Below are 22,326 nucleotides of genomic sequence, written 5' to 3'. Positions count from 1 at the left end.
TCTCCAGAGTTGTTGGACATAGGCGGTAAAATGTGACCATGGCAACAGCGGAGGAGACGCTACAGGCGACACTTAGTGACACTGAGTTTGGCGCTTTGACGGTGCTCGCCGAGAGCACCGTCCCGCTTTCTGGCCGTAAAGTTGCGACCGCCTTGGGTGTGTCGCCAACGACTTCCAATGACGCGTTGGCCACGTTGTCGGAAGCGGGGTTCGCCACCTCGCGGAAGTCAGGACGGGCAACCCTGTGGCAGCTCGCTGTCTCGCACCCTTCTATCAGTGCATGGTTGGAGGAAGCCTTACCCGGTGGCAGGGAAACCTCGACTGGGTCAAGCCCGTACTCGACGGGCGGGGGCGGCGTCCGTCTGGAGCACTCGTATGCTGCCTGCCTCATTGCTAGTTTCCTCGCGGGTGACGCAGTTCCGGAGCTCGGCGATGCCATACGGGTGGACTCGATTCGGCTCCAGGCCAGTGACCTGAGTAATGCTGACGACATCGTTATCGAAGGCCGCGACGCTCATGGTCAGCGGCATCGAGCGTCTATCGCCGTGCGGAGAAGCCCGCTCCTGACCGCGAGCGACGATGCGTCCGTCCCCCTAGTCCGAGATTTCTTGGCGATCGTGACGGATCAGTGGACCGAAGTGTGCTCGGGGAGGTGGCAACTCGTGCTTGCGGTCTCGACCAATGCCAACGCGGTGACCCAGCTCGCAGAATTGGCGGAGCTCGCCCGCGCGCTCCCGACCTCGGCTGACCTGGTTGCTCGCTTGGCGCAAGCGGGAAGAACCAATGCTGCCGTTCGTGGTCGGTATGACCATTTGAAAGGACTGGTCGAGCGGGCATCGGAGGGCCTGCTCTCAGCCGAGAGGCTGACCGCGGAGGAGCTAACGTGGCGGCTTCTCTCGCATTTCAGTGCACGCAACCTTCGTCTCGAGCGAACGGATCGTGCCGACCGAACGGCCGCGGTCAGCGCGCTGCAGCGAGTGCTCATCGACGGCACCCCAAGCGTGGCGGATGCGTTGTTCTCTCGTCTCGAGGAGCTTGTCGGTGAATGGGCGCCTCAGGGGGCCGTGCTCACCCAAGCGCTGGTTCGACAAAGGCTGAGCAACTACCCGCTGACGAGGTCTGCGTCGTTCGCATCCGCCTGGGGATTGTTCGATCGGCTGGGAACCCGACTACGTGAATCTGTTCGCCCGGCTCTTCGGTCAGGCCAGCGGACGCTCGAGCTTGAGCGCCCCGGTGAAAGGTCGCTGCTCGTCGACGCCATGCGGTCCGTGGGCGAGTCCGCTGGCGCCCTAGTGGTCACCGGCGATCCGGACGTGGGGAAGTCGGCCTTGTCCCTGCGCGTCGCGGAGGCCCTGGAGAGAGACGGCGCGGCCATCGTCAGCCTCAGCCTGCGTGACCTCCCAGTCACCGTGATGGAACTCGAGGCTCAGCTGAGTGGCCACTCACTCAATGACATCATGGGAAGCGGGGCAGTGGGATCGGTACGGCTTCTCCTCGTGGACGGCGCCGAGTCCGTTCTCGAAGGCAAGGCGCACGTATTCCGTGCACTCACCGAAGCCGGCCTGCGGGCCGGCTTCGGAGTGGTCAGCGTCGCACGTACCGACGGTTCACGCCAGGTCGGTGAGGAGATGAGTCGAGCCCTCGAACTCGTGGGGTCTAGCCTTTTACCGGGCGAGCACACGGTCGGGCCACTGACCAACGACGAGCGTCAGGCTCTTCCAAAGGCGTTCACAGTCCTAACTCGCTTGAGCCTTGATGCGCGCGCCAGCTGGGTCCTTGGACGCCCAGGACTGGTCGATGCGCTTCTGCGGACCGGCACCGCTCTCGATCCTGACGATCTGCTGTGCGAGGCAGATGTGTATTCGACCGTATGGCGGAGTCTCATTCGCCGCGATGAGATCCACCCTCCAGGAGCGGCGTCCCCGGACGATCGCGATCAGGCCGCGCTGAGTGTCGCCGGGCAGACCCTCGGCATCGCTGCTGGCCCTCTTCACGGCACCGGGACCGCCGAGTTGCGCTCCGACGGAGTCCTCCGGGTACCCATTAATCCCGCGATTGCCCGCGGGGACGAGTTCGCGACTGACCTGTTTCGCGATTTCGCTCTGTGCCGACTTTTTATCACCCAAGGGTGGGAGGCTCTCAGGTCTGCTGGGGCCCCGCGCTGGTCCATCCGCGCCGCTCGCCTCGGGTGCCAGGCCGCGCTGCTCGGCCCCAGCCGCCTCGATGCATGGGCCAATCTCTCAGCGCGGATGGGCGAGATTGCCAGAGCCGAGGGTGATCGATGGCTGGAGGTTCCCTACGAGGCCTTGCTCACTCTGGGGGATGCGGAACCGGCGCTCCGCGAGCTGTGGGGGACCCTGACCGATAATGGCTCAGCTGGCCTCGGCATTCTGCTTCGCCTCGCCGAGGTGCGGTATGTCCACGGGACGATTGGCGACGCGTTCGCTCTCGCGCCCCTGGTGGCGGTTGCATTTTGTGAACAGCCAGAGATCGAGCGCGATCTGCAGTTCGGTCATCGGACCGTCCACGAGGTAGTCCGCGATCTCGTCTTGGCTTGGCTGCGCGGAATGGCGACCGTCATGCCGCAGCCCGACCCTCTCCGCCAAAAAGTCCGCGACACTATCCTCGCTAGTGACCCACCGCCCTACGACGACTTCGCCATAGAGGCCCTCGCCTGTCTGGGTACAGATATCGACGACAAGGTAGAGGCGTGGCTGCGGCAGGTTGGTAGCCACCGGCCGGTAGACCTCAACGCGGCTGTGGAGTCGTTCGCTGTCGTCGCGAGCATGTCGCAAGAGCGGCCCAAGCTATTGCTGGATCTCGCGGAGGCTTACTACATCGAGCTGCCCGACCCAGACGACCACTGGCGCGGGGGCAGCCTTGACGATGGCATTAGAGACTTCAAGCACGGACTCGGCGTCAGCTTCGGCATCCCGGGAGCTGCCTGGTACTACGGCCCCTTCTTCAGGTTGCTGAACACGATTCCCTGTGAGGCAATTGGCTTCATCAACCGAATGCTGGACCACGCGGCGAGAGTGCGCGTCGAGAAGACCTACGATTTCGTCGACGAGCCGAAGGAGGCCGCCGAGCCCGACGGAATCGAGCTGGATGTACCTGGCACCGGGACGCGTCGCTACATCGGCGACAGCCATGTATGGGCCTGGTATCGCGGATCGAGCGTTGGGCCGTACCCGTGCATGAGCGCACTGCTTGCTCTTGAACGATTCATCGACCACATGCTGGAGAGCTTAGACATCCCGGCACGAACCATCCTCGAACTGCTTCTGCACGATTGCCACAACCTCGCCGTGCCGGGGCTTCTCGTCGGTTTCCTCACGAGACACCCCGACCAAGTTGGTGATCTCCTTGACGCCTTCCTTGAGCGCCCCGAGATTTGGCATCTCGAGACATCCCGCGTCGTGGGCGAATACTTTCATGTGCGTGACCCGGACGCAGATAAGCTCACGGGCCTCGACCGCCGATCGAATACCCCGCACCATACCGTGGCTGGAATGGTGGTCAACGCGCGAGTCAGCCGTGATGAGAAGCGTCTCGCCCGGCTCGTCGAGGTCGGGACTCACCTCGTAGACAACGCCAGGGCAACTCTTACCGGCGCGGCAAGCGATGCGGAGTACATCGCCATGATCGAAGGCTGGGCCGCTGGATTCCGATTCAACAATTACCGCGCCAGCTCGACTCAGGACGGAGTTCTGATCGAGTTCGAACGCCCTGCCGATATCGAAGAGATCCTCGCTCCCGGCAACCAGGAGCTTCAGACGACCAACTTGATGTATGCGCTCCAGAATCGCTATGGGCGTTACAACGACGATCCTGGGAATTGGCCAGTTGAGTACCTCGAGGAGGACCTTGCCGTCGCCCGGCGGATGAACGACGAGGAGACAGTCCCGAAGAATGTCTACAGTCCTGAGAACGCCTTGGTTGCAGTCGCGGCGGCCGCAGTACACGGTCAAGCCATGGGTCTGGTCAACCTAGATCGGTCTAACCTCGTGTGGGCGGCGGGCGCCATCATCTGGGCTGGCGAGAACCCCAAGGTCGACGGGATGGACTACAGCGGCTCGATGTTCTCGATGGGTGCAGACAGAGCAGCGGCCGCGTCTGTGCCGCTACTCCTTCTCGCGCCGTTCGACGACCTGGAGCTGGACCGGCAGCAGATCGAGAGTTGCTTGCGATCCCTTGGGACCAGTGTCTTCGACGAGGTAAGAGCAAACTACGTCAAAGGCGCCCTTCCGGTTTGGGGTGCACCGTGCGATTTTGACATAGATACCAGCTCCTGTCGTCGGCACGCCCCGGCGTGGGCCGCAGGCACGGCAGGCTTGATCGACTGCCGGCTCGGATCATGGAATCGAGATCGACAACGGCGGGAGCATGAGCCGTTGTCGCCACCATTCCACGAGTCGCTACTCTTCGTTTCCGACAACGACCTAATGGTCAATCGGCTACGCATGCCGCTCGCCTGCATGATCGACGCCCGCAACGTCCCTTGCCTTCAAAAAGAGATAGCCGCACTCTGGTCCCCCTTATGGGACGCCCACCGTAGAGGCCTCGCGCACTGGTGGAAAGAAGGGTATGACCAGCACGCACACATCACGCACGAGCCCATCGCTCGTCGGATGATCAAGGTCGCTCTGGATGGCGACCGCGATATTGTCGGGTCGTACATCAAGACCTTCGCAGCAGATTCGAACGCCCTGCATCTCCTCTTCGACGGGTTCGCGACGGTATTCACTTACGACGAGGGCCTTCGGGCACATTTGGCGGACTTCTGGTCCTGGGCACTCAGGATCGCTCTGGACACGATTGGGGATGGGACCGAGCTTCCATCGCAACGGCACTGGTACGACTACATGGTAGCGGCCTTGCTCCCTACCCCCAGCCCAAGATCGGCAGACCCAGACATCGACGGCACGTTGGCCAGATGCCGCGCGGCTTGGATTCAACCGGCTGCCCTCGGCGAGCTTCCTGACCGCTGGCTGCGTATTGCGCGCGGGCAGGCTAAAGCTGTCGACGCAGTTGTTAAGTTTGCCAAAGGCACTACCCCTGAATGGCAGACGACCGTCGCGCTGACCTGGATTGAGACGATCATCGACGGCCGCTTCGACCTCATCGCGAACCGCCTTTGGCTTCTTGAAGAATGGCTGACTAACCTTCGTAGCGTCGGCGCGATCGACGGTAAGGTCCAGAGCCACTACCACCGAATCATTGACGGACTCGCCGCCGCAGGGGATCACGGCGCCGTCAGGCTCCAGCAAATGGATGAATAAGCTCGGCTAGTGGCGATGGTTCCACAAGGCGGGCGCTCACTGCCCTTCGCCACAGCGTTCGACAGACACCGGAAATCAACCGGATCTTTCAAGGTGAAGTAGGTTCAATCGCTTCCGAAATAACCGCGTCCCGCCTAAACTTATATACTCGGTTCTACTTGGATTCCGAAATGTGCGGCTTTGCTGCGGTCGTTCGACGCGGGGGAGTGGCACGTAGAGGGCACGAGTCCGGCCTGGCCGCGGAAAAACCGCAAGATTCCGGGGAACTTGATGAGGACTGGGACTTCTGAGTCACTGAGCGCCCGCCCTCCCGGAGGGCGTTCCGAGGCCCGGATCCGCGCGGTGTATGCGGGCCCGGGCCTCGTCGCATGCCGTGGTGGGTGGGCGATCCGCGGGCGTGGTGGGCGGCGTGTGACACGCGGGCGGGGCTGGCGTGGAGTGTGGTGGGTGAACATCTGTGCCGCGAAACGACCCCTTTTACCCCCGATTTCGGTGCGTATCGGAGCACAGATGTTGTGCAGTGCGCTCGCCGCGGGGCAAAGGGGGGTGCGGGGGCGGGTTGGGTGGGAGTGTGCGGGAAACAAGGCCGTGGAATGAAGAGCGGGTGGCGCGCGGGGTGCGTCCCCCAATGTGCGGCTGTCATCACGTGGCCGCTGTTCCTAGGCTGGAGCCGCAAGGGGAGAGGTTTCCCGCCAACCCTCAGGCGTTCCGGGGGGAACGCCGGGTTGGTGGGGGCACGATCGACAACCGTGAAGAACTGCACAGTCATGCACTCGCCACGGGAGATCTTCGTAGGGGGCTTGAACGTGATGCGCGCAAAATCGTCCGTCAAATCAGTGCTCTCGGTCGCCGAGCTGGGCACGCTCAACCAGCTCATGCGCGGAGCCGGCACGGTGGAACCGTTCGAACGTGAACTGGTGTCCCGCGTGTTCGTGGGTGCTCGTGCGTGGCTGCAGGAACAGGAAGAGGGCGCGGAACTCACCCGTGACCAGCGCAAACGTTGGAACGCCGCCGTGCGCTACGTCAATCGCTACGTCTCACGCGGCGGTGTGGCCATGTCGTGGCGGGTGCTGCGTTCCTTGGGCAACTCCACGGATCTGCTCGCGAACCACCACGTGCTCAAGACCGCGATGGTAGCTGCCGCCGCTCACGGTCCGGTCACCGCGGCCGAGGAGAGCCGCATGGCCACTGCGCTCATCACCCCGCCCCGTCCGGCCGCGCGGTTGACCACCTCCGCGGCGTGATGCTCCACACGTCGTCGACTTAACGCGTGCCACGTCCGGCCGGGTGAGCGAGGAGTTGTGGGGAACGGACCCGCCCGTGCCGCCGCGTCCGGGGTCCGAGCGGGCCCCGCTGCACTAGAGTTGGCGCCAGCATGAAACTCATACGTCAGCGCGAGTCCCTGGGCGCCGAACAGGACTACCGCCGCGCCCTGTCCATCCTCGATGCCGCGCGCGGTGGTGCCACCGAACCCGTGCTGCGCGTGTACCAACCGCGGCCCACGGTGGCCTTCGGTCGCCGCGACGAACTCAACCCCGGGTTCCCCCGGGCCCGTCAGGCCGCGCTCGACGCCGCGTTCACCCCGCTCGTGCGCCGCGTGGGTGGCCGTGCGGCCGCGTACCACGGGGGTTGCTTGGTCATCGATCACGTGGAACCGGATCCGGATCCTAAGACGGGTATCCAGGACCGGTACCGCCTGTTCGGGGACATGGTGGTCGCAGCGCTCGAGGAACTCGAGATCCCGGCCCAGGTGGGAGAGATCCCGGGGGAGTACTGCGCGGGGGAGTACAGCGTGCACGCACCGGGTACAGCGGCGGATCCGAACCAACCGGTCAAACTCGCCGGTACCGCGCAGCGTGTCGTGGCCGGGGCGTGGTACTTCTCCACGGTGCTCGTGATCGAGGTAGCCGAGCCGTTGCGCAGCGTCCTGGAGGACGTGTATTCGTGCCTGGGTGTGTCGTGGGAACCGGCCACCGCCGGGTGCGTCGCGGACGTCCGACCGGGCACCACGGTCACCGAGGTCGAGGCCGCGCTCATGAGTGTGTACGACCGGTACTCGTCCTACATGGGGTACGGCCCCGTGAGCGGATCGCGGTAGGACCGACAACCCGTCACGGGAGGAGAACACCATGTGCGGTCGTTATGTGATCGCCCGGACCCCGGGCCAGCTCGCACTGCCCTTCGACGCGCAGGTCGACGACTCGATTGCCGGGGGCGTGGAACCCAACTGGAACGTGGCTCCCACGCACACGGTCCCGATCATGCTCGAGCGGCTCTCACCGGACGGTCAGCTGCTCCCGGAGATCCACGCCGCGCGCTGGGGCCTCGTGCCCTCGTGGGCCAAGGAGCTGTCGATCGGGTCCAAGATGTTCAACGCCCGCTCGGAGACCGTGACCGAGAAACCGTCCTTCCGGGCCGCGGTCAAAGCCCGGCGCTGCGCGATCCCCGCGGACGGCTATTACGAGTGGAAGGCCCCGGAGTCCGGGCGCGGGAAGAAGCAACCGTACTTCGTGCACCCCGAGGACGGTTCCCCGATCTGGTTCGCCGGGATCTACGAGTGGTGGCACGTTCCCGACGACGCCGCGGACCTCGCGCGCGCCGAGCAGACCCGGCCGGGCAAGAACGCGCAGGACGACGCGGGCCGGTGGTTGCTCTCGTGTTCGATCCTCACGCGCGAGGCCCCGGACGCGCACGACGAGAACTCGCACCTCGCCGCGCTGGGAGCCCTGCACAACCGGTTGCCCATGGGCATGACCGAAGCGTTCGCGCGCGAATGGATCACCCCGGACAAGGACCACGCCCCGGAACTGGTGGACCGCGCGATGGCCGGCGCGTTGGAGGTCGCCGCGCAGTGGCGCATGCATGCCGTGAGCACGGACGTGGGGTCGGTGAAGTCCCAGGGGGAGTACCTCGTGGAACCCCTGCAGACCCTGCTGTAACCGCAGCCGGGGGCGTGTCACAACCCCGGTGAATGTCCTCGGTGCGGCCCGCCGCACTGCAAGACCTCGGCCCTCTGCCTATGGTGGAGACGGTGCACCGACGCACCACACACCGACGATAACCGGGGGTAGACATGGTTGAACTGGGCAACACCCTGACCGATGACACGCGCTGGCTGATCGACTTCGTCCGCTCCGCCGGAGCCGGCGTGCTCGCGAGCAACAGCGGCACGGGATATCCCGAATCCGCGTACGTCCACGTGGCTGCCACGGACGACGGACACATCGTCTTCGGGACCAACACCAAGTCCCGGAAGTTCTCCAACATCACGTCCGACCCGCGCGTGTCCATGGTCGTGATGCGCGACGGCACGCACGAGGTGCAGCTCGAGGGAGAGGCCAGGGTCCTTGAAGGGGCCGACGCCGCTCCGGCCGGTCAGACGCTCGCGGCACAGCACCCGGGTGCGACCGACACGAACGATCCCGAGAACCTGCGGGTCCTGGACATCACGGTGCGTTGGGCCACGCGCACGGACGCATCCCAGGTCCCGCCGCGCAGCGACGAGCTCACGCTGCGCTGACGGGTTCGCCCCTCGCTGTCGAACGATGGCGCGGGCGCGTCACGGAGGGGCGCCGGTGCGCTCGGCGGACGCCGATCCGTTCCACGACATGCAGTGCATCCATCCGCAGCAAGAGACCCGGGTCGCCTCAGGCGGTCCGGGTCTCTTGCATCCGGTTCAGAACGGTTCGGTTCTAGGCGGGTCGGTCTTGGACGGCTCGGTTCCGGGCAGCTGCGTCCCGAACAGCCGCAGCACCGTCAGAGTTCGTCCTGCTCCGGGATCCAGCGGTTGAAGTCGAGCGTGAGGTAGAGCGCGAGCGCCGCGGAGTTGTCCTCCGGGATCCGCACGCACACCTCGTGGTAGCCGTTCTCGTGCAGGGACGTCATGACCTGGCGCACGAGCTGCTCCGCCAAGCCGCGCCGGCGGTGCGAGGACGCCGTGAAAAGTTCGAACAGGTACGGCACGTCCGGCAGGTGCGGGTCATCGCGGCGCTCGAGCACGATGGCCGCGGCCACGGGGTTGCCGTCCTCGTCCTCGATCACCTGCGACTGTTCCTGCAGGAACGGGCCGAACTCACCCCGGAACGCGTCCCGGACCGTGGTCTCCGCGTCCTCCTGCGTGCCCACGGTCCCGGAGCCGTAGGCCTCCCGGAGCAACCGGGCGAGCGCGGCGGTGTCCTCGTCCGTCACGGAACGGCTCGTGGCCGTGAGCTCCCGGGGGGTCAGCTCGGTCCGCGCGATCAGCGTGATGGTTCCAGTCATCATGGCCTCCCATGGGTCATCGGTGCACACGGTAGTTCTTGCCCCTCAGGGTAACCGAGAAGACCCCGGTTTCCACGGGCGTACTACGGTGGAGGGGCAGGCCCGTCCGAGCCCCGGACCACGGCACCGCGGTGGGCGCGAGCGGCGTCGTCGTCCCACGCGGGGACCGCAGCCCGGAGGCCACCGTCCGGCGTTAGTGAGGAGAGCGAGAACCATGACCGAGAACCCCCAGACCGATTCCACACCGGAGGGCGAGACCGCCCGGATCTGCCGCGAGTTGATCCGCTTCGACACGAGCAACTACGCGAGTGGCGAGGCCAAGGGCGAGCGTGCGGCGGCTGAGTACGTGGCCGAGCTGATCCACGAGGTGGGCCTCGAGGCCCAGTACTTCGAGTCCGCCCCGGGCCGCGCGAACGTGTTCACCCGTATCGAGGGCAAGGACCCGAGCGCGGACGCGCTGCTCGTGCACGGCCACCTGGACGTGGTCCCCGCCGCGGCGCAGGACTGGTCCTTGGACCCGTTCGCGGGGGAGGTGCGGGACGGGATGATCTGGGGCCGCGGCGCGGTGGACATGAAGGACATGGACGCCATGATGCTCTCGGTGCTGCGCCACATGCGCCGCACGGGAACCGTGCCCGAGCGGGACATCGTCTTCGGGTTCTTCGCGGACGAGGAAGCCGGGATGCGCTACGGCTCCAAGTGGATGGTGAGCGAACATCCCGAGGTCTTCGACGGTGTCACGGACGCACTGAGCGAGGTGGGCGGGTTCTCCGCGAACATCGGCGGCAAACGGGCCTACCTGCTGCAGACCGCGGAGAAGGGCCTGCTGTGGTTGAAGCTCATCGCACAAGGCCAGGCCGGGCACGGCTCCGGGCTGCACGAGGACAACGCCGTGACGCACCTGTCCCGCGCCATGGCGAACATCGGGCAGTACACGTGGCCCGTGGAACTGACCAAGACCACCCGCGCGTTCCTGGACGAGGTCACCGAGCTGACCGGCGTGGAGTTCGATCCGGAGAACCCGCAGCGGCTGTTGCGCGAACTGGGGGATGTGGCCCGGTTCGTGGGGGCGACCCTGCAGAACACCTCGAACCCCACGATGCTCGACGGCGGATACAAGACGAACGTGATCCCCGGGACCGCGCAAGGCACCGTGGACGTGCGGTTCCTGCCGGATCAGCGTGATCTGGTGATGGAGAAGCTCCAGGAGCTCGCGGGTGACAAGGTGCGCTTCGAGGCCGAGTTCGAGGACATCGGGCTGGAGGTACCGTTCTCGGGCAACGTGGTGGACGCCATGGTGGACGCGCTGCAGGCCGAGGACCCCGACGCCGTGGTGCTGCCCTACATGCTCGGCGCGGGCACCGACAACAAGTCCCTGGCCACGCTCGGGATCACCGGCTACGGATTCGTCCCGCTGCAGCTGCCTCCGGAACTGGACTTCACGGGCATGTTCCACGGCGTGGACGAGCGCGTGCCCGTGGCCTCGCTCGAGTTCGGTTCGCGTGTGCTGGACCGCTTGCTGCGCACGTACTGAGCCCCCCCCCCCGCGCTCGCCGGCCCGAACGACGTCGGCCCCGCGTCGTACTGCCAAGTCCTCGCGACCTCGTGCACGCCCCACGCGACCGGACCCGCGCGACGCCGGCCCGCCCCGCGTTCCGCCTCATTCCACCGGCCCGACCACCGAAGGAGCCCCCATGACCGCCGTGACCGAACTGCTATCCGACGAGCTGCTCGCCGAGATCAGGGACCGCGCCGCCGCGACCGACCGCGACAATGCGTTCTTCGCCGAGGACTTCGATGCGCTGCGCGAGATCGGCTACCTGCGGATGCTCGTCCCGCGCGAGTTCGGCGGGCTGGGCTTCACGCTCGAGCAGGCCGCGCAGGCGCAGCGCCGCCTCGCCACGGCCGCACCGGCCACCGCGCTGGGGATCAACATGCACCACGTGATCGTGGGGATCGGCCACACCCTCCATCTGCGCGGGGACGATCGCGCGCAGCGGATCTTCCTCGACGCCGTGGCCGGGGAGGTCTTCGCGTTCGGGATCTCCGAGGCGGGCAACGATTCCGTCCTCTTCGACGCGACCACGAGCGCCGAGCCCGTGGCCGAGGGCTGGCGCCTGCACGGCACCAAGATCTTCACGTCCCTGTCCCCGCGATGGACGCGCCTGCTCGTCCACGCCCGGGTCTCCGGGGACGACGACGCCGCACCCCTCGTCTTCGGGTTCCTCGCTCGGGAGGACCACGGGTCCCCGGCGGGAGGGGTCACGGTGCGCGAGGACTGGGACGCGCTCGGGATGCGGGCCTCGCAGTCGTGCACCACGGTGCTGGACGGTGCGCTGCTGCGCACCGAGGACGTGCTCACCAGGACCCCTGCCGCACCCAACCCGGACCCCGTGGTGTGGGGGATCTTCGGGTGCTTCGAACTGTTGCTCGCGGCGGTGTACACGGGGATCGCCGACCGCGCGATCGACGTGGCCGTGGAGATCACGACCACGAGGCGATCCCTGGCCAAGGACGCCCCGTACTCGGACGACCCGGACATCCGCCGGCACTTGGCCGGGGCCGGTGTGCTACGGGACGGGGTGGAACTGCAACTGCGGCAGTTGTGCGCGGACGTGGACGCCCTGGGCTCGGACCGGGAGCCGGCGCACGGGCCGCGGTGGTTCATCCTGTTCTCCGGGGTCAAGTACCGGGCCACGGAAGCCGCGCGCGCCGTGGTGGACCTGGCGCTGCGGGCGTCCGGGGGAGCGCAGTACCGGCGCGGTTCCGAGCTCGAGCGGCTCTACCGGGACGTGCTGGCGGGGATGTACCACCCCTCGGACGAGGAATCCGTCCACGCGGCCACGGCGAAATCCCTGCTGGGACCCGTCTCCTCCTGAGCGGATCCCGGGCTCAGAACGTGCGGTCCACCCGCATGATCCGCCGACGCAGTACATAGCGGCGTTGGCCCCCGTAGAGCACCGCCGAGCGCATGAGTTCCCACTTGCCGTACTCGGTGTGTTCCCGCACCCGGCTGCGTGCCTCGGCGGGTTTCTCCCGCGGCGCCACCGTGAGCGAGAGGTACTCGTACCGGTCGTCGCGCCCGGTCATGGTGGGGTGACCGGATACCGAACTGTGCTTCAGACGTTGTTCTTTCATTGCTCCCATTCTGCTCCGATAACGGCTAACGTCTACACCATGAGCACCGATCCCCGCGCCGCGCTGCAAGCGCTCGTCAACGCCCTCGAAGAACACCTCGCCGCCGCGGCGAACCGCCGTTCGGACGACGATCCCACGGTGGACGGAGCCTACCTGGCCATCGCCAACACCTTCGAAGCCTACGAGGAAGCCCTCTACGATGCCTACGACGAGGTCACCCCGCTCACCGTCTTCGCCGAGGAGGACGACTCCGACGACGACCTCGACTACGACGACGATGATGACGACGATCTTCTCGAGGACAACGAGATGATGGACGAGGATCTCATCGACGAGGACGACTACGACGATGACGACGACGAGAACGAGGACCGTGATTCCTCGAACGGACGCCGTTCCGGGCGCTGACCCGGGGGATCGGATCACGTGAGCTGCGAAGGCCTCCGCCGCGGGCGGGGGCCTTCGTGCGTGTCCAGCGGCTTCCCAGGACGGGCCGGGAAGCACCTCAGAGGGGGTGCCGTACAGTTGTCGCGTGAACTGGATCGAAGCGATAATCCTGGGCCTCGTACAGGGGCTGACCGAATTCCTGCCGGTATCCTCCTCCGCCCATTTGCGGATCGTGGGCGAGTTCCTGCCCAACGGGGCGGACCCCGGGGCCACCTTCACCGCGATCACCCAGCTGGGCACCGAGACCGCCGTGATCATCTTCTTCTGGCGGGACATCGTGCGCATCATCAAGAAGTGGGCGCTGTCGTTGAGCGGCCGCGTGGACCGCAAGGACCCGGACGCCCGCATGGGGTGGTTCATCATCCTGGGTTCACTGCCCATCGCCGTGCTCGGTCTGTTGCTGCAGGACTACATCGAGACCCAGTTCCGCTCGCTGTGGATCACCGCGACCATGCTGATCGTCTTCGGTCTGTTCCTGGCGATCGCGGACTACATGGGCAAGCAGGAACGTCACCTGGAGGACCTGACCGTCAAGCACGCCGTGGGCTTCGGTTTCGCCCAGGCGCTGGCACTGGTGCCCGGTGTCTCCCGCTCGGGTGGCACGATCACCGCGGGTCTGCTCATGGGCTACACCCGCGCGGCCGCGGCACGCTACGCGTTCCTGCTGGCCATTCCCGCGGTGTTCGCCTCCGGCCTGTACCAGCTGTACAAGGCGGTCAGCGGCGCCGAACCCGGCGGGGTCTACTCCCTGGGCCAGACCGCGGTGGCAACCTTGATCGCGTTCGGCGTGGGTTATCTGATCATCGGGTGGTTCATGCACTACATCTCGGAACGCAGTTACAACCTGTTCGTGTGGTACCGCATCCTGCTGGGTGCCGCGCTGTTCGTGATGCTCGGAACGGGGCTCATCAGCGCCTGATCAGCACCGCCCTCGACCCGTGACGTGCGCGTTCGCGGTCACCAGGGAATAGCGGCCCCGGTGCGCCCGTTGCGTTCGGGGGAGTCCAAGAATCGTCCAAGCGAAGGTGAACATGAAGCGTTGGTCCAGCCGTCCGGTTCCGCAACTGCCCGGGACCTCGCCCGCACCCCTCGTGCACGACACAAGCACGGGGGAGCTCGAACGGCTGGAACCGCGTGAGGGCCAGGCGGGACTGTACGTGTGCGGGATCACCCCGTACGACGCAACGCACATGGGCCACGCCGCGACGTACGTGAACTTCGACCTGCTCAACCGGGTGTGGCGGGACGCCGGCTTCCCCGTGGACTACGTCCAGAACGTCACCGACGTGGACGACCCCCTGCTCGAGCGGGCGAACGACACCGGCGTGGACTGGCGCGAGCTCGCCGAGGAACAGACGGAGTTGTTCCGTACCGACATGGCGGCCCTGAACGTGCTGGCCCCCGATCACTACGTGGGGGCCACCGAGGCCGTCGAGTGGATCGTGCCCGCCGTCGAACGCCTCGTGGAACGCGGGCTCGCGTACCGCGTCCCGGAGGGCACCGGCCAGGACGGGCGCTCGGAGCCCGCGGGGGACGTCTACTTCGACCTCGATGCCGCCGGGCGGTTGCGCGCCGACGACCCCGACGCATGGGTGATCGGCTCCACGTGTCGCCTGGACCGGAAGCGCATGCTGCCCCTCTTCGCGGATCACGGCGGCGACCCCGAGCGCACGGGCAAGCGTGATCCGCTGGACCCGCTGTTGTGGCGCGTCAAGCGCGAGGGCGAACCGTTCTGGGACGGTGCGTCACTGGGTGAGGGCCGTCCCGGATGGCACATCGAGTGCAGCGTCATCGCGCTGCAGTACCTGCCCGCGCCGTTCACCGTGCAGGGCGGAGGCTCGGACCTCGCGTTCCCGCACCACGATATGGGCGCAGGCCACTCGTACGCGCTGTCCGGTGAGCCCATGGCCGAGCACTTCGTCCACACCGCGATGGTGGGGCTGGACGGCGAGAAGATGTCCAAGTCCAAGGGCAACCTGGTGCTCGTCTCGACCTTGCGCCGGGAGGGAGTGGATCCCGCCGCGATCCGCCTGGCGATCCTCGCCAACCACTACCGTACGGAATGGTTCTGGACGGACGACCTGCTCGAGCAGGCGAAGCATCGCCTCGCCACGTGGCGTGAGGCCGCCGTCAAACCTGAAACGGCCGGGGCGGACTCCCTGCTCGAGGCCGTTCGCGCGGCCCTCGGTCAGGACCTCAACGCTCCCGCGGCACTGATCGCGGTGGACGCGTGGGCCGCGCGCAACCTGGGCGGTGCCGCCGCGCGTGGTGCGGGGGCGTCGGCCGAGGACGCCGCGCTGGCGCGCGCCACGGTCGAGGCGTTGCTCGGCATCGAACTCTGAGCGCCCCGCCTCCGACGGACCCGCGCGGTCAGCCGCGGTCGTCGCGGCGGCGCAGGTAACGCTCGAACTCGCGGGCGATCGCGTCCCCGGTGGCCTCCGGGAGGTCCACGGTGTCCTTGGCCTCCTCGAGCTGGCGCACGTAGTCCGCGACCTCCGGATCCTCGGAGGCGAGCTCGTCCACGCCGCGTTCCCACGCCTCGGCGTCCTCGACCACGGGTTCGAGCGGCAGGGCCATGCCCAGCAGGTCCTCGAGGCGGCGCGCGAGCGCGAGCTGCGCCTTGGGGGAGGGCGACTGCGCCACGTAGTGCGGGACGGCGGCCCACATGCTCAGCGTGGGGAAGCCCGCGAGCGCGGCCATGTGGGAGAGCACCCCCACGATCCCGGTGGGTCCCTCGTACTGGGGGGCATCGATGTCCAGTTCCTCGCGCAGCTCCTCGGTGTCCGAGGTCAGGGTCACGGGGATCGGGCGGGTGTGGGGGACGTCCGCGAGCAGCGAGCCGAGCATGATCACGAAGTCCACGTCCAGGGCCGCGGCCTGCTCGAGCAGTTCGGCGGTGAACGCGCGCCACCGGTAGGACGGCTCCCAGCCGTGCAGCAGCACGACGTCCAGGTTGGTCCCGGGCACCGACGCCTTGGACAACCGCGTGGTGGGCCAGTGCAGTTTCTGCTCCCCGGTCAGGGGCCGGCGGATCACGGGACGGGAGTACTGGTAGTCGTAGTAGTCGTCCGAGGCGACCTCGAACACGTCCTTCGCGTTGAGCTGCTCGCGGATGAGCTTGAGGGTGTCCGTGGCGGCGTCGCCGGCGTCGTTCCAGCCCTCGAACGCGGCGATGAGCACCGTGACGGTCTCCTGGTCCGCACCGTCACGCACGACCCCGAAAGGTCCGATACCGGGCTGCTCCGAATTATTGTCCAACGTGGTCACCGTCCCACTGTACGGCCCATGCGGGTGTTCCACGAGCCGATCCCCAGCGCGGTACCGGCGGGCGCACCTACCATGTTCAGCATGCCCCTTCCCCGGTTCCGCCAGCCGTCCGACGACCGCGCCGCACCGGCCCCCGCCGGCCCCCGACCCCGCGGCGTGCGGCTGGGTCTGCTGCTGGGCGTGGAGCTGTTGCTGGACCGTTCGTGGTTCCTCATCGCGGGGCTGACCCTGGTGATGTACGGGCCCGTGCTGTGGCGGTTGTACCCCGAGCTCGGCTGGCTCAACCTACTCCTGGCCCTGGGCTTCGCGGTGGGCCTGGCCCTGAGCGTGCTGGTGCACGAACTCGCCCACGCGCTCGCGGGTCGCGCGGCCGGGTGGCCAGTGACCCGGATCGTGCTGACCCTCATGGGTGGGCACACGGCGTTCGGCAGCGTGCGCACCACGCCGCTGCCCACCGCGCTCGTGTCCCTGGCCGGACCGCTGAGCAACGTGGTGCTCGCCGCGCTGGGCACCGGTGTTCTCTTCGTGACCGCGGACAGCCTCGCGGGCCCGGGGTGGGCGCTCGTCCAGTTGCTGATCCTGGCCAACTGGATCCTGGGGTTGTTCAACCTGCTGCCCGGACTGCCGCTCGACGGCGGGCGCGTGGTGGAGGCGATCGTGTGGGCACTGACCCGCTCGGAGGCCAAGGGCACGACCGTGGCCGCGTGGTGCGGGCGCGGGATCGCGATCCTCACGGTCGCGTGGTTGCTGTGGGCGCAGGTATGGCGCCAACCGGTGGTGCTCGTGATCACGCTGCTCGTGGCCGGGTTCATCTTCATGGGCGCGGGGCAGGCGCTGCGCCAGGCACGCGTTCTGGGCGTGCTCGACGCCGTGCGGGCCGGGGGTGTCGCGCGTCCCGCGATGGAGTTCTCCCCGACTACGCCCCTGGCCCTCGTGGACGCCACCGTCATGGCCGCCACGGGGGACGATTACCGGGGATGGACCCCGGACGTTGTCGTCCGTGACCGCGGTGCCGTGGGCCTGCTGGACCCCGAGCTCGCCGAACGGGTGGCACTGGCACACCGCGGCGTCGTCGCCGTGGGGGACGTAGCCGAATGGCACCCCGCGGATACCACCGTGGACCCGGGCACCCCCGGCGGCGAACTGGCCCGCGTGCTGGAGTCCGGGCGCCGCGCCTGGGTGTGCGTCGTGGACGGCGCCGGTCACGTCACGGGCGTGGTGCACCACGAGGACCTCGCACGCTTGGCCCTGCGCGCCTGATCGCTCCATGAGCGCGGTGGGGGCCATCGCCGCGGGGCGTGGTGATCCGATCGGGGCTACGGTGGGAGAATGGCTCGGGGCGGCCCGCGGTGCGGGCGTACCTACGGAGCCGGACGGCCCCGACGACGACCACGCGTGAGAGCGAGCAGATGAGCGAGCAGCAGGAATCCCACCCGAACCCCACCGGCGCCACCGTGCGGGGAGCAGCCAACCGGCGCGGCCCGTTCCGCTCCGGCGAGCGCGTCCAACTCATGGACGAGACCGGGAAGATGACCACCATCACCCTGGTGGACGGAGGGGAACACCACACCCATCGCGGGGTGCTGGCACATGAGCTCTTGATCGGCCAACCCGAGGGCACGGTCGTGTCCAACACCTCGGGGATCCAGTACCAGGCGCTGCGGCCACTGCTCAAGGACTTCGTGCTGTCCATGCCCCGCGGAGCCGCGGTGGTCTACCCCAAGGACTCCGGGCAGATCGTGACCATGGCGGACGTCTTCCCGGGCGCCCGGGTCGTGGAGGCCGGGGTCGGTTCCGGCGCGCTGACCATCTCCCTGCTGCGCGCGGTGGGGGACGAAGGCCACGTCCACTCGTTCGAGCGCCGGGAGGAGTTCGCGGAGATCGCCCGGGGCAACATCGAGACCATGTTCGGCGGCCCGCACCCCGCGTGGGAACTGAGCCTCGGGGACCTCGCGGAGGAACTGGGCGCGCGGGAGGAGCCCGGGTCCGTGGACCGCGTGATCCTGGACATGCTCGCCCCGTGGGAGTGCCTCGACGCCGTGGCCACAACCCTCGCGCCCGGCGGCGTGGTGATCTGCTACGTGGCCACCGTGCCGCAGTTGTCCCGCGTGGCGGAGGCCATGCGCGCGGACGGCCGCTTCACCGAGCCCGAGGCCTCGGAGACCATGGTGCGCGGGTGGCATGTGGAGGGGCTCGCGGTGCGCCCGGACCACCGCATGGTCGCGCACACCGGGTTCCTGATCCAGTCCCGCCGACTCGTGGACGGCGCACCCAGGTTGGCTCCGAAACGGCGCGCTTCCAAGAGCGAGTACACGGAAGAGGATCTGCAGGCGTGGACTCCCGTGGCCCTGGGCGAGCGCGTGGTCTCGGACCGCAAGCTGCGCCGCGCGGGCCGCGATGCGGCGTCGTTGGCCGAGCACGCCGCGCGCGCCCAGCGGGAGATCGACGAGCAGGCCCGCGCGGACGAGGGTCAGGTGCGCGATGACTGAATCGGGCGGCACCGCGGGCCGTTCGGCCGCGGACATCACCCAGCGCCAGATCAACATGCTGCGGGACCAGAAGCGCAACCTGGACAAGCAGCTCGCGGCGGTGGGATCGCAGAACGAGAAGCTGGTGCGGTTGCTCAACGCGTCCCGCCAGGAGATCGTGACGCTCAAGAAGACCCTCGCGGCGGAGGCCGAGGCGCCCGCGACGTTCGCCGTGGTGCTGCAGGTCAACCACGGTCGCCAGCCCTTGGGGGAGGCCACCGGGGACGGTCCCGTGGTCACGGGCCCGTCGGTGGACGTGCTCTCCGCGGGACGGAAGATGCGCGTGGCCCTGAGCCCTCTCGTGTCGCTGAGTGCGTGCGAGCCCGGACTGGGGGTGCTGCTCAACGAGCACTACGTGGTGATCGCGGTGCTCGATTACGAGCGCACCGGGGAGGTGGCCACCGTCAAGGAGGTCATCGACCACGACCGCGTGCTCACCGTGGGCCGCTCGGACGAGGAACGCGTGCTGTTACTCTCGGGTCGGTTGCGGCGTGAGCGCCCCAAGCCCGGGGACGCCCTGACCGTGGACCACCGCACGGGCTTCGCCCTGGAACCCGTGGAACGCACGGACGTGGAACAGCTCGTGCTCGAGGAAGTCCCGGAGGTCCGCTATACAGACATCGGAGGGCTGGGGCCTCAGATCGAGGCGATCCGCGACGCCGTGGAACTGCCCTACGTCCACCCGGACATCTACCGCGAACACGGTCTGCGCCCGCCCAAGGGCATCCTGCTCTACGGTCCCCCGGGCAACGGCAAGACGCTGATCGCCAAGGCTGTTGCGCGCTCGCTCGCCGAGCGCAGCGCGGCCAAGGCCGGGCGCGCGCGGCCCGAGGGCTACTTCCTCAATATCAAGGGCCCCGAGCTGCTCGACAAGTACGTGGGGGAGACCGAGCGCCAGATTCGCTCGATCTTCGCGAACGCGCGCGAGCAGGCGGCGCGCGGGATCCCCGTTGTGGTGTTCTTCGATGAGATGGACTCGCTGTTCCGCGTGCGCGGTTCGGGGCTGTCCTCGGACGTGGAGACCACAATCGTGCCGCAGTTGCTCACGGAGATCGACGGCGTGGAGCAGCTCGACAACGTGATCGTGGTGGGCGCGACCAACCGCGAGGACATGATCGATCCCGCGGTGCTGCGCCCCGGTCGCCTGGACGTGAAGATCCGCATCGACCGCCCGGACGAGCAGGGCGCGCGGGAGATCTTCTCGCTGTACGTCACCGAGGACCTGCCCCTGCGTGAGGACGATGTCGCTCGCGCCGGCTCCCGCGCGCAGGCCGCCCGGGAGCTCGTGGACGCCGCGATCGGGCGCATGTACGCGCGCACCCCGGACACCGAGTTCCTCACGATCACGTACCGCGACGGCGGCCAGGAGACCCTGTACTTCGCGGACTACGCGTCCGGCGCGGTGATCCGCAACGTGGTGGACCGCGCCAAGAAGCAGGCCATCAAGACGCTGTTGACCACGGGCCGGCGGGGGATCACCTCGCAGCACCTCGTGGACGCGGTGAACCAGGAGTTCCACGAACAACAGGACCTGCCCAACACCGCGGACCCGGAGGACTGGGCCCGATTGACCGGTCGGCGCGCGGACACCATCCAGGACGTCCGGATCGCGGTGGACCGCCCCGGGGTCTCCGGCACGCAGCGTCCGGACGGGGGCGCGGCATGACGGTACGGCGGATCATGGGCAGCGAGACCGAGTTCGGCGTGCTGGCCCAGGGTGAGCCGGGTGCGAACCCCACGGTGCTCTCGACCCGCGTGGTCACGGGGTACGCCGCGTGGGTCGCCCGACGGCTTCGGGAACAGGAGGCGGCACGCGGGGAACGGTCCGTGGGCTCGGCCGGGCCCACGCCATCGGACGACGACGCCGCGCAGCCCGGTTCCCCGGACGCCCCGCTCGGCACAGGGTGGGACTACGGTTCCGAGACCCCGCTCGCGGATGCCCGGGGGTTCACCGTGGCCCGCGAGGACGCCCACCCGAGCCAGCTCACCGATGAGGCGCCGGTGCTCACCGCGGAGGAGATCGCCGCGGAGGCGATCAGCGAATCCGCGATGTACACGGAGGACCTCGACTGGCGCCGCGTGATCATGAACACCGTGATCCCCAACGGCGCGCGGGTCTACGTGGACCACTCCCACCCGGAGTACTCGTCCCCGGAGGTCACCACGCCCCTGGACGCGCTCACGTGGGACGCCGCGGGGGACGTGGTGGCTGCCCGCGCCGTGGAGTACCTCGCGGAGGTTTCCACAGGGACGGATGCCGCGCCGGTGAACCTCTACAAGAACAACACGGACAACAAGTCGGTGTCCTACGGCGCGCACGAGAACTACACCGTGGAACGCGCCGTGCCCTTCGAGCGGATCACCGCGGCCCTGCTGCCGTTCTTCGCATCCCGGCAAATTATGTGCGGTGCAGGCCGTGTGGGCCTCGGGGTGGACGGTTCACGTCCTGGGTTCCAACTGAGTCAGCGCGCCGACTTCTTCGAACGCACCGTGGGGCTCGAGACCACGATCCACCGCCCGATCGTGAACACGCGGGACGAACCCCACGCGGACGACACCCGCTACCGGCGCCTGCACGTGATCATCGGGGACGCCAACCTCTCCCACGTGGCCACGCTGCTCAAGTTCGGGACCACGTCCCTGGTGCTGAACCTCGTGGAACACGACCGGGCGCCGCGCCTCGAGCTCGAGGATCCCGTGGCCGCGCTGCAGGCCATCAGCCACGACCCGTCCCTGCGCACCACGGTGGCGCTCGCGAACGGTCGGGAGTTGACCGCGGTGGAGCTGCAGCGCGAGTACTACCGCGCAGCGTTGGCGCTGGAGACCGAGCTGGCCCCGAACGGGTTGGACGAGGACACCGCCCACGTGCTGCAGACCTGGGACGAGGTGCTCACGGACCTCGCCGAGGACCCCGCACGCTTGTCCGACCGGTTGGACTGGGCGGCCAAGTACGCGCTGCTCACCGCGTACCGCACACGCGACGGTCTCGCGTGGGACGATCCCCGGCTCGTGGCGATCGACCTGCAGTACGCGGACGTGCGCCCCGACAAGGGGCTCTACCACAAGCTCGCCGCCGCCGGACGGATCCGCACCCTCGTGGACCACGACCGGATCACCGCGGCCGCGGACCATCCGCCGACCGACACCCGCGCGTACTTCCGGGGCACCGCGGTGTCCCGGTACCCGCGGGACATGGCCGCGGTGGGCTGGGACACACTGACCGTGACGTTCCCCGGGATCCGCCGGGGAGCTCGGGTCAGGATGCCCGAACCTCATGACCTCACCCGGGACACGTGCGAGGACTGGTTCGACGCCCCGGACGTCGAGACCTGGATCGAGCGCGTGGCCGCGAACCGGCCCGCCCTCGTCACGGGCAGCGACATCGGCTGAACCACCCGGTCGGG

At 67.9% G+C, this 22,326-nt stretch carries 17 protein-coding genes; 14 read left to right on the top strand and 3 right to left on the bottom strand.

Annotated features, from left to right (window positions below):
- Positions 1–38: 38 nt before the first annotated feature.
- From HBK84_RS07355 to HBK84_RS07335, 5 genes are all read left to right on the top strand, one after another.
- Positions 39–5,282: a hypothetical protein gene (locus HBK84_RS07355; protein WP_167318552.1), complete on the top strand. Its 5,244-nt coding sequence runs from the start codon at positions 39–41 to the stop codon at positions 5,280–5,282.
- A gap of 809 nt (positions 5,283–6,091) precedes the next feature.
- On the top strand, positions 6,092–6,526 hold the full coding sequence (locus HBK84_RS07350; RefSeq protein ID WP_207387829.1) for a hypothetical protein: 435 nt from the start codon (positions 6,092–6,094) through the stop codon (positions 6,524–6,526).
- 131 nt (positions 6,527–6,657) lie between these two features.
- Complete coding sequence (locus HBK84_RS07345) at positions 6,658–7,380, top strand: lipoate--protein ligase family protein (protein WP_144931818.1); 723 nt, start codon at positions 6,658–6,660, stop codon at positions 7,378–7,380.
- A 31-nt stretch (positions 7,381–7,411) separates the two neighbouring features.
- Entirely contained in the window at positions 7,412–8,221 is an 810-nt protein-coding gene (locus HBK84_RS07340) for an SOS response-associated peptidase (RefSeq protein ID WP_144931819.1), read from the top strand.
- Positions 8,222–8,355: 134 nt separating this feature from the next.
- Positions 8,356–8,802 (top strand): pyridoxamine 5'-phosphate oxidase family protein, encoded by a 447-nt coding sequence (locus HBK84_RS07335; RefSeq protein WP_098055514.1) that lies wholly within the window; start codon positions 8,356–8,358, stop codon positions 8,800–8,802.
- Between the two features lie 236 nt (positions 8,803–9,038).
- On the opposite strand, the gene HBK84_RS07330 is transcribed toward HBK84_RS07335, so the two are convergent.
- Positions 9,039–9,545 carry a GNAT family N-acetyltransferase gene (locus HBK84_RS07330; RefSeq protein ID WP_231885618.1) on the bottom strand — a complete coding sequence of 169 codons (507 nt, stop codon included), beginning with the start codon at positions 9,543–9,545 and terminating at the stop codon, positions 9,039–9,041.
- A 211-nt stretch (positions 9,546–9,756) separates the two neighbouring features.
- Here HBK84_RS07330 and HBK84_RS07325 point away from each other — a divergent pair, with 211 nt between their 5' ends.
- Positions 9,757–11,076, top strand: a complete 1,320-nt coding sequence (locus HBK84_RS07325; RefSeq protein WP_144996796.1) for a M20/M25/M40 family metallo-hydrolase — start codon at positions 9,757–9,759, stop codon at positions 11,074–11,076.
- 160 nt (positions 11,077–11,236) lie between these two features.
- Positions 11,237–12,421: an acyl-CoA dehydrogenase family protein gene (locus HBK84_RS07320; RefSeq protein WP_167318551.1), complete on the top strand. Its 1,185-nt coding sequence runs from the start codon at positions 11,237–11,239 to the stop codon at positions 12,419–12,421.
- Between the two features lie 13 nt (positions 12,422–12,434).
- On the opposite strand, the gene HBK84_RS07315 is transcribed toward HBK84_RS07320, so the two are convergent.
- Positions 12,435–12,632 (bottom strand): DUF5703 family protein, encoded by a 198-nt coding sequence (locus tag HBK84_RS07315; protein ID WP_094067061.1) that lies wholly within the window; start codon positions 12,630–12,632, stop codon positions 12,435–12,437.
- A gap of 87 nt (positions 12,633–12,719) precedes the next feature.
- Between HBK84_RS07315 and HBK84_RS07310 the strand changes: the two genes are divergently transcribed.
- The 3 genes from HBK84_RS07310 to mshC all read left to right on the top strand — a co-directional run bounded on the left by HBK84_RS07310 (position 12,720) and on the right by mshC (position 15,469).
- Entirely contained in the window at positions 12,720–13,088 is a 369-nt protein-coding gene (locus HBK84_RS07310) for a primosomal protein (protein WP_167318550.1), read from the top strand.
- 124 nt (positions 13,089–13,212) lie between these two features.
- Positions 13,213–14,046 carry an undecaprenyl-diphosphate phosphatase gene (locus tag HBK84_RS07305; protein ID WP_035961521.1) on the top strand — a complete coding sequence of 278 codons (834 nt, stop codon included), beginning with the start codon at positions 13,213–13,215 and terminating at the stop codon, positions 14,044–14,046.
- A gap of 112 nt (positions 14,047–14,158) precedes the next feature.
- Complete coding sequence (mshC, locus tag HBK84_RS07300) at positions 14,159–15,469, top strand: cysteine--1-D-myo-inosityl 2-amino-2-deoxy-alpha-D-glucopyranoside ligase (protein ID WP_167318549.1); 1,311 nt, start codon at positions 14,159–14,161, stop codon at positions 15,467–15,469.
- A 28-nt stretch (positions 15,470–15,497) separates the two neighbouring features.
- Here mshC and HBK84_RS07295 read toward each other — a convergent pair whose 3' ends face one another.
- A complete protein-coding gene (locus tag HBK84_RS07295; protein ID WP_064846984.1) occupies positions 15,498–16,394 on the bottom strand; it encodes a PAC2 family protein in 897 nt (298 codons plus the stop codon).
- Between the two features lie 81 nt (positions 16,395–16,475).
- Between HBK84_RS07295 and HBK84_RS07290 the strand changes: the two genes are divergently transcribed.
- From HBK84_RS07290 to dop, 4 genes are all read left to right on the top strand, one after another.
- Positions 16,476–17,654 carry a site-2 protease family protein gene (locus tag HBK84_RS07290; protein WP_240918840.1) on the top strand — a complete coding sequence of 393 codons (1,179 nt, stop codon included), beginning with the start codon at positions 16,476–16,478 and terminating at the stop codon, positions 17,652–17,654.
- A 149-nt stretch (positions 17,655–17,803) separates the two neighbouring features.
- The gene (locus tag HBK84_RS07285) at positions 17,804–18,883 is read left to right on the top strand and encodes a tRNA (adenine-N1)-methyltransferase (protein ID WP_064846985.1); all 1,080 of its coding nucleotides are present in this window, start codon (positions 17,804–17,806) and stop codon (positions 18,881–18,883) included.
- On the top strand, positions 18,876–20,588 hold the full coding sequence (gene arc / locus HBK84_RS07280) for a proteasome ATPase (protein WP_064846986.1): 1,713 nt from the start codon (positions 18,876–18,878) through the stop codon (positions 20,586–20,588). The genes HBK84_RS07285 and arc overlap by 8 nt, the downstream gene beginning before the upstream one ends.
- Complete coding sequence (dop, locus tag HBK84_RS07275) at positions 20,585–22,312, top strand: depupylase/deamidase Dop (RefSeq protein WP_167318548.1); 1,728 nt, start codon at positions 20,585–20,587, stop codon at positions 22,310–22,312. Before arc ends, dop begins: the two co-directional genes overlap by 4 nt.
- Positions 22,313–22,326: the final 14 nt, after the last annotated feature.

Source organism: Kocuria sp. KD4 (genome assembly GCF_011769905.1).
Classification (GTDB): Bacteria; Actinomycetota; Actinomycetes; order Actinomycetales; family Micrococcaceae; genus Kocuria; species Kocuria marina.
The sequence above is the reverse complement of the archived record's forward strand: the minus strand, read 5'-3'. Positions and strand labels throughout refer to the sequence as shown.

Excerpts from the sequence above, each read along its gene's own strand:
- HBK84_RS07355 (WP_167318552.1), top strand. The coding sequence starts at position 39 with ATGGCAACAGCGGAGGAGACGCTACAGGCGACACTTAGTGACACTGAG.
- HBK84_RS07350 (WP_207387829.1), top strand. The coding sequence starts at position 6,092 with ATGCGCGCAAAATCGTCCGTCAAATCAGTGCTCTCGGTCGCCGAGCTG.
- HBK84_RS07345 (WP_144931818.1), top strand. The coding sequence starts at position 6,658 with ATGAAACTCATACGTCAGCGCGAGTCCCTGGGCGCCGAACAGGACTAC.
- HBK84_RS07340 (WP_144931819.1), top strand. The coding sequence starts at position 7,412 with ATGTGCGGTCGTTATGTGATCGCCCGGACCCCGGGCCAGCTCGCACTG.
- HBK84_RS07335 (WP_098055514.1), top strand. The coding sequence starts at position 8,356 with ATGGTTGAACTGGGCAACACCCTGACCGATGACACGCGCTGGCTGATC.
- HBK84_RS07330 (WP_231885618.1), bottom strand. The coding sequence starts at position 9,545 with ATGATGACTGGAACCATCACGCTGATCGCGCGGACCGAGCTGACCCCC.
- HBK84_RS07325 (WP_144996796.1), top strand. The coding sequence starts at position 9,757 with ATGACCGAGAACCCCCAGACCGATTCCACACCGGAGGGCGAGACCGCC.
- HBK84_RS07320 (WP_167318551.1), top strand. The coding sequence starts at position 11,237 with ATGACCGCCGTGACCGAACTGCTATCCGACGAGCTGCTCGCCGAGATC.
- HBK84_RS07315 (WP_094067061.1), bottom strand. The coding sequence starts at position 12,632 with ATGACCGGGCGCGACGACCGGTACGAGTACCTCTCGCTCACGGTGGCG.
- HBK84_RS07310 (WP_167318550.1), top strand. The coding sequence starts at position 12,720 with ATGAGCACCGATCCCCGCGCCGCGCTGCAAGCGCTCGTCAACGCCCTC.
- mshC (WP_167318549.1), top strand. The coding sequence starts at position 14,159 with ATGAAGCGTTGGTCCAGCCGTCCGGTTCCGCAACTGCCCGGGACCTCG.
- HBK84_RS07290 (WP_240918840.1), top strand. The coding sequence starts at position 16,476 with ATGCCCCTTCCCCGGTTCCGCCAGCCGTCCGACGACCGCGCCGCACCG.
- HBK84_RS07285 (WP_064846985.1), top strand. The coding sequence starts at position 17,804 with ATGAGCGAGCAGCAGGAATCCCACCCGAACCCCACCGGCGCCACCGTG.
- arc (WP_064846986.1), top strand. The coding sequence starts at position 18,876 with ATGACTGAATCGGGCGGCACCGCGGGCCGTTCGGCCGCGGACATCACC.
- dop (WP_167318548.1), top strand. The coding sequence starts at position 20,585 with ATGACGGTACGGCGGATCATGGGCAGCGAGACCGAGTTCGGCGTGCTG.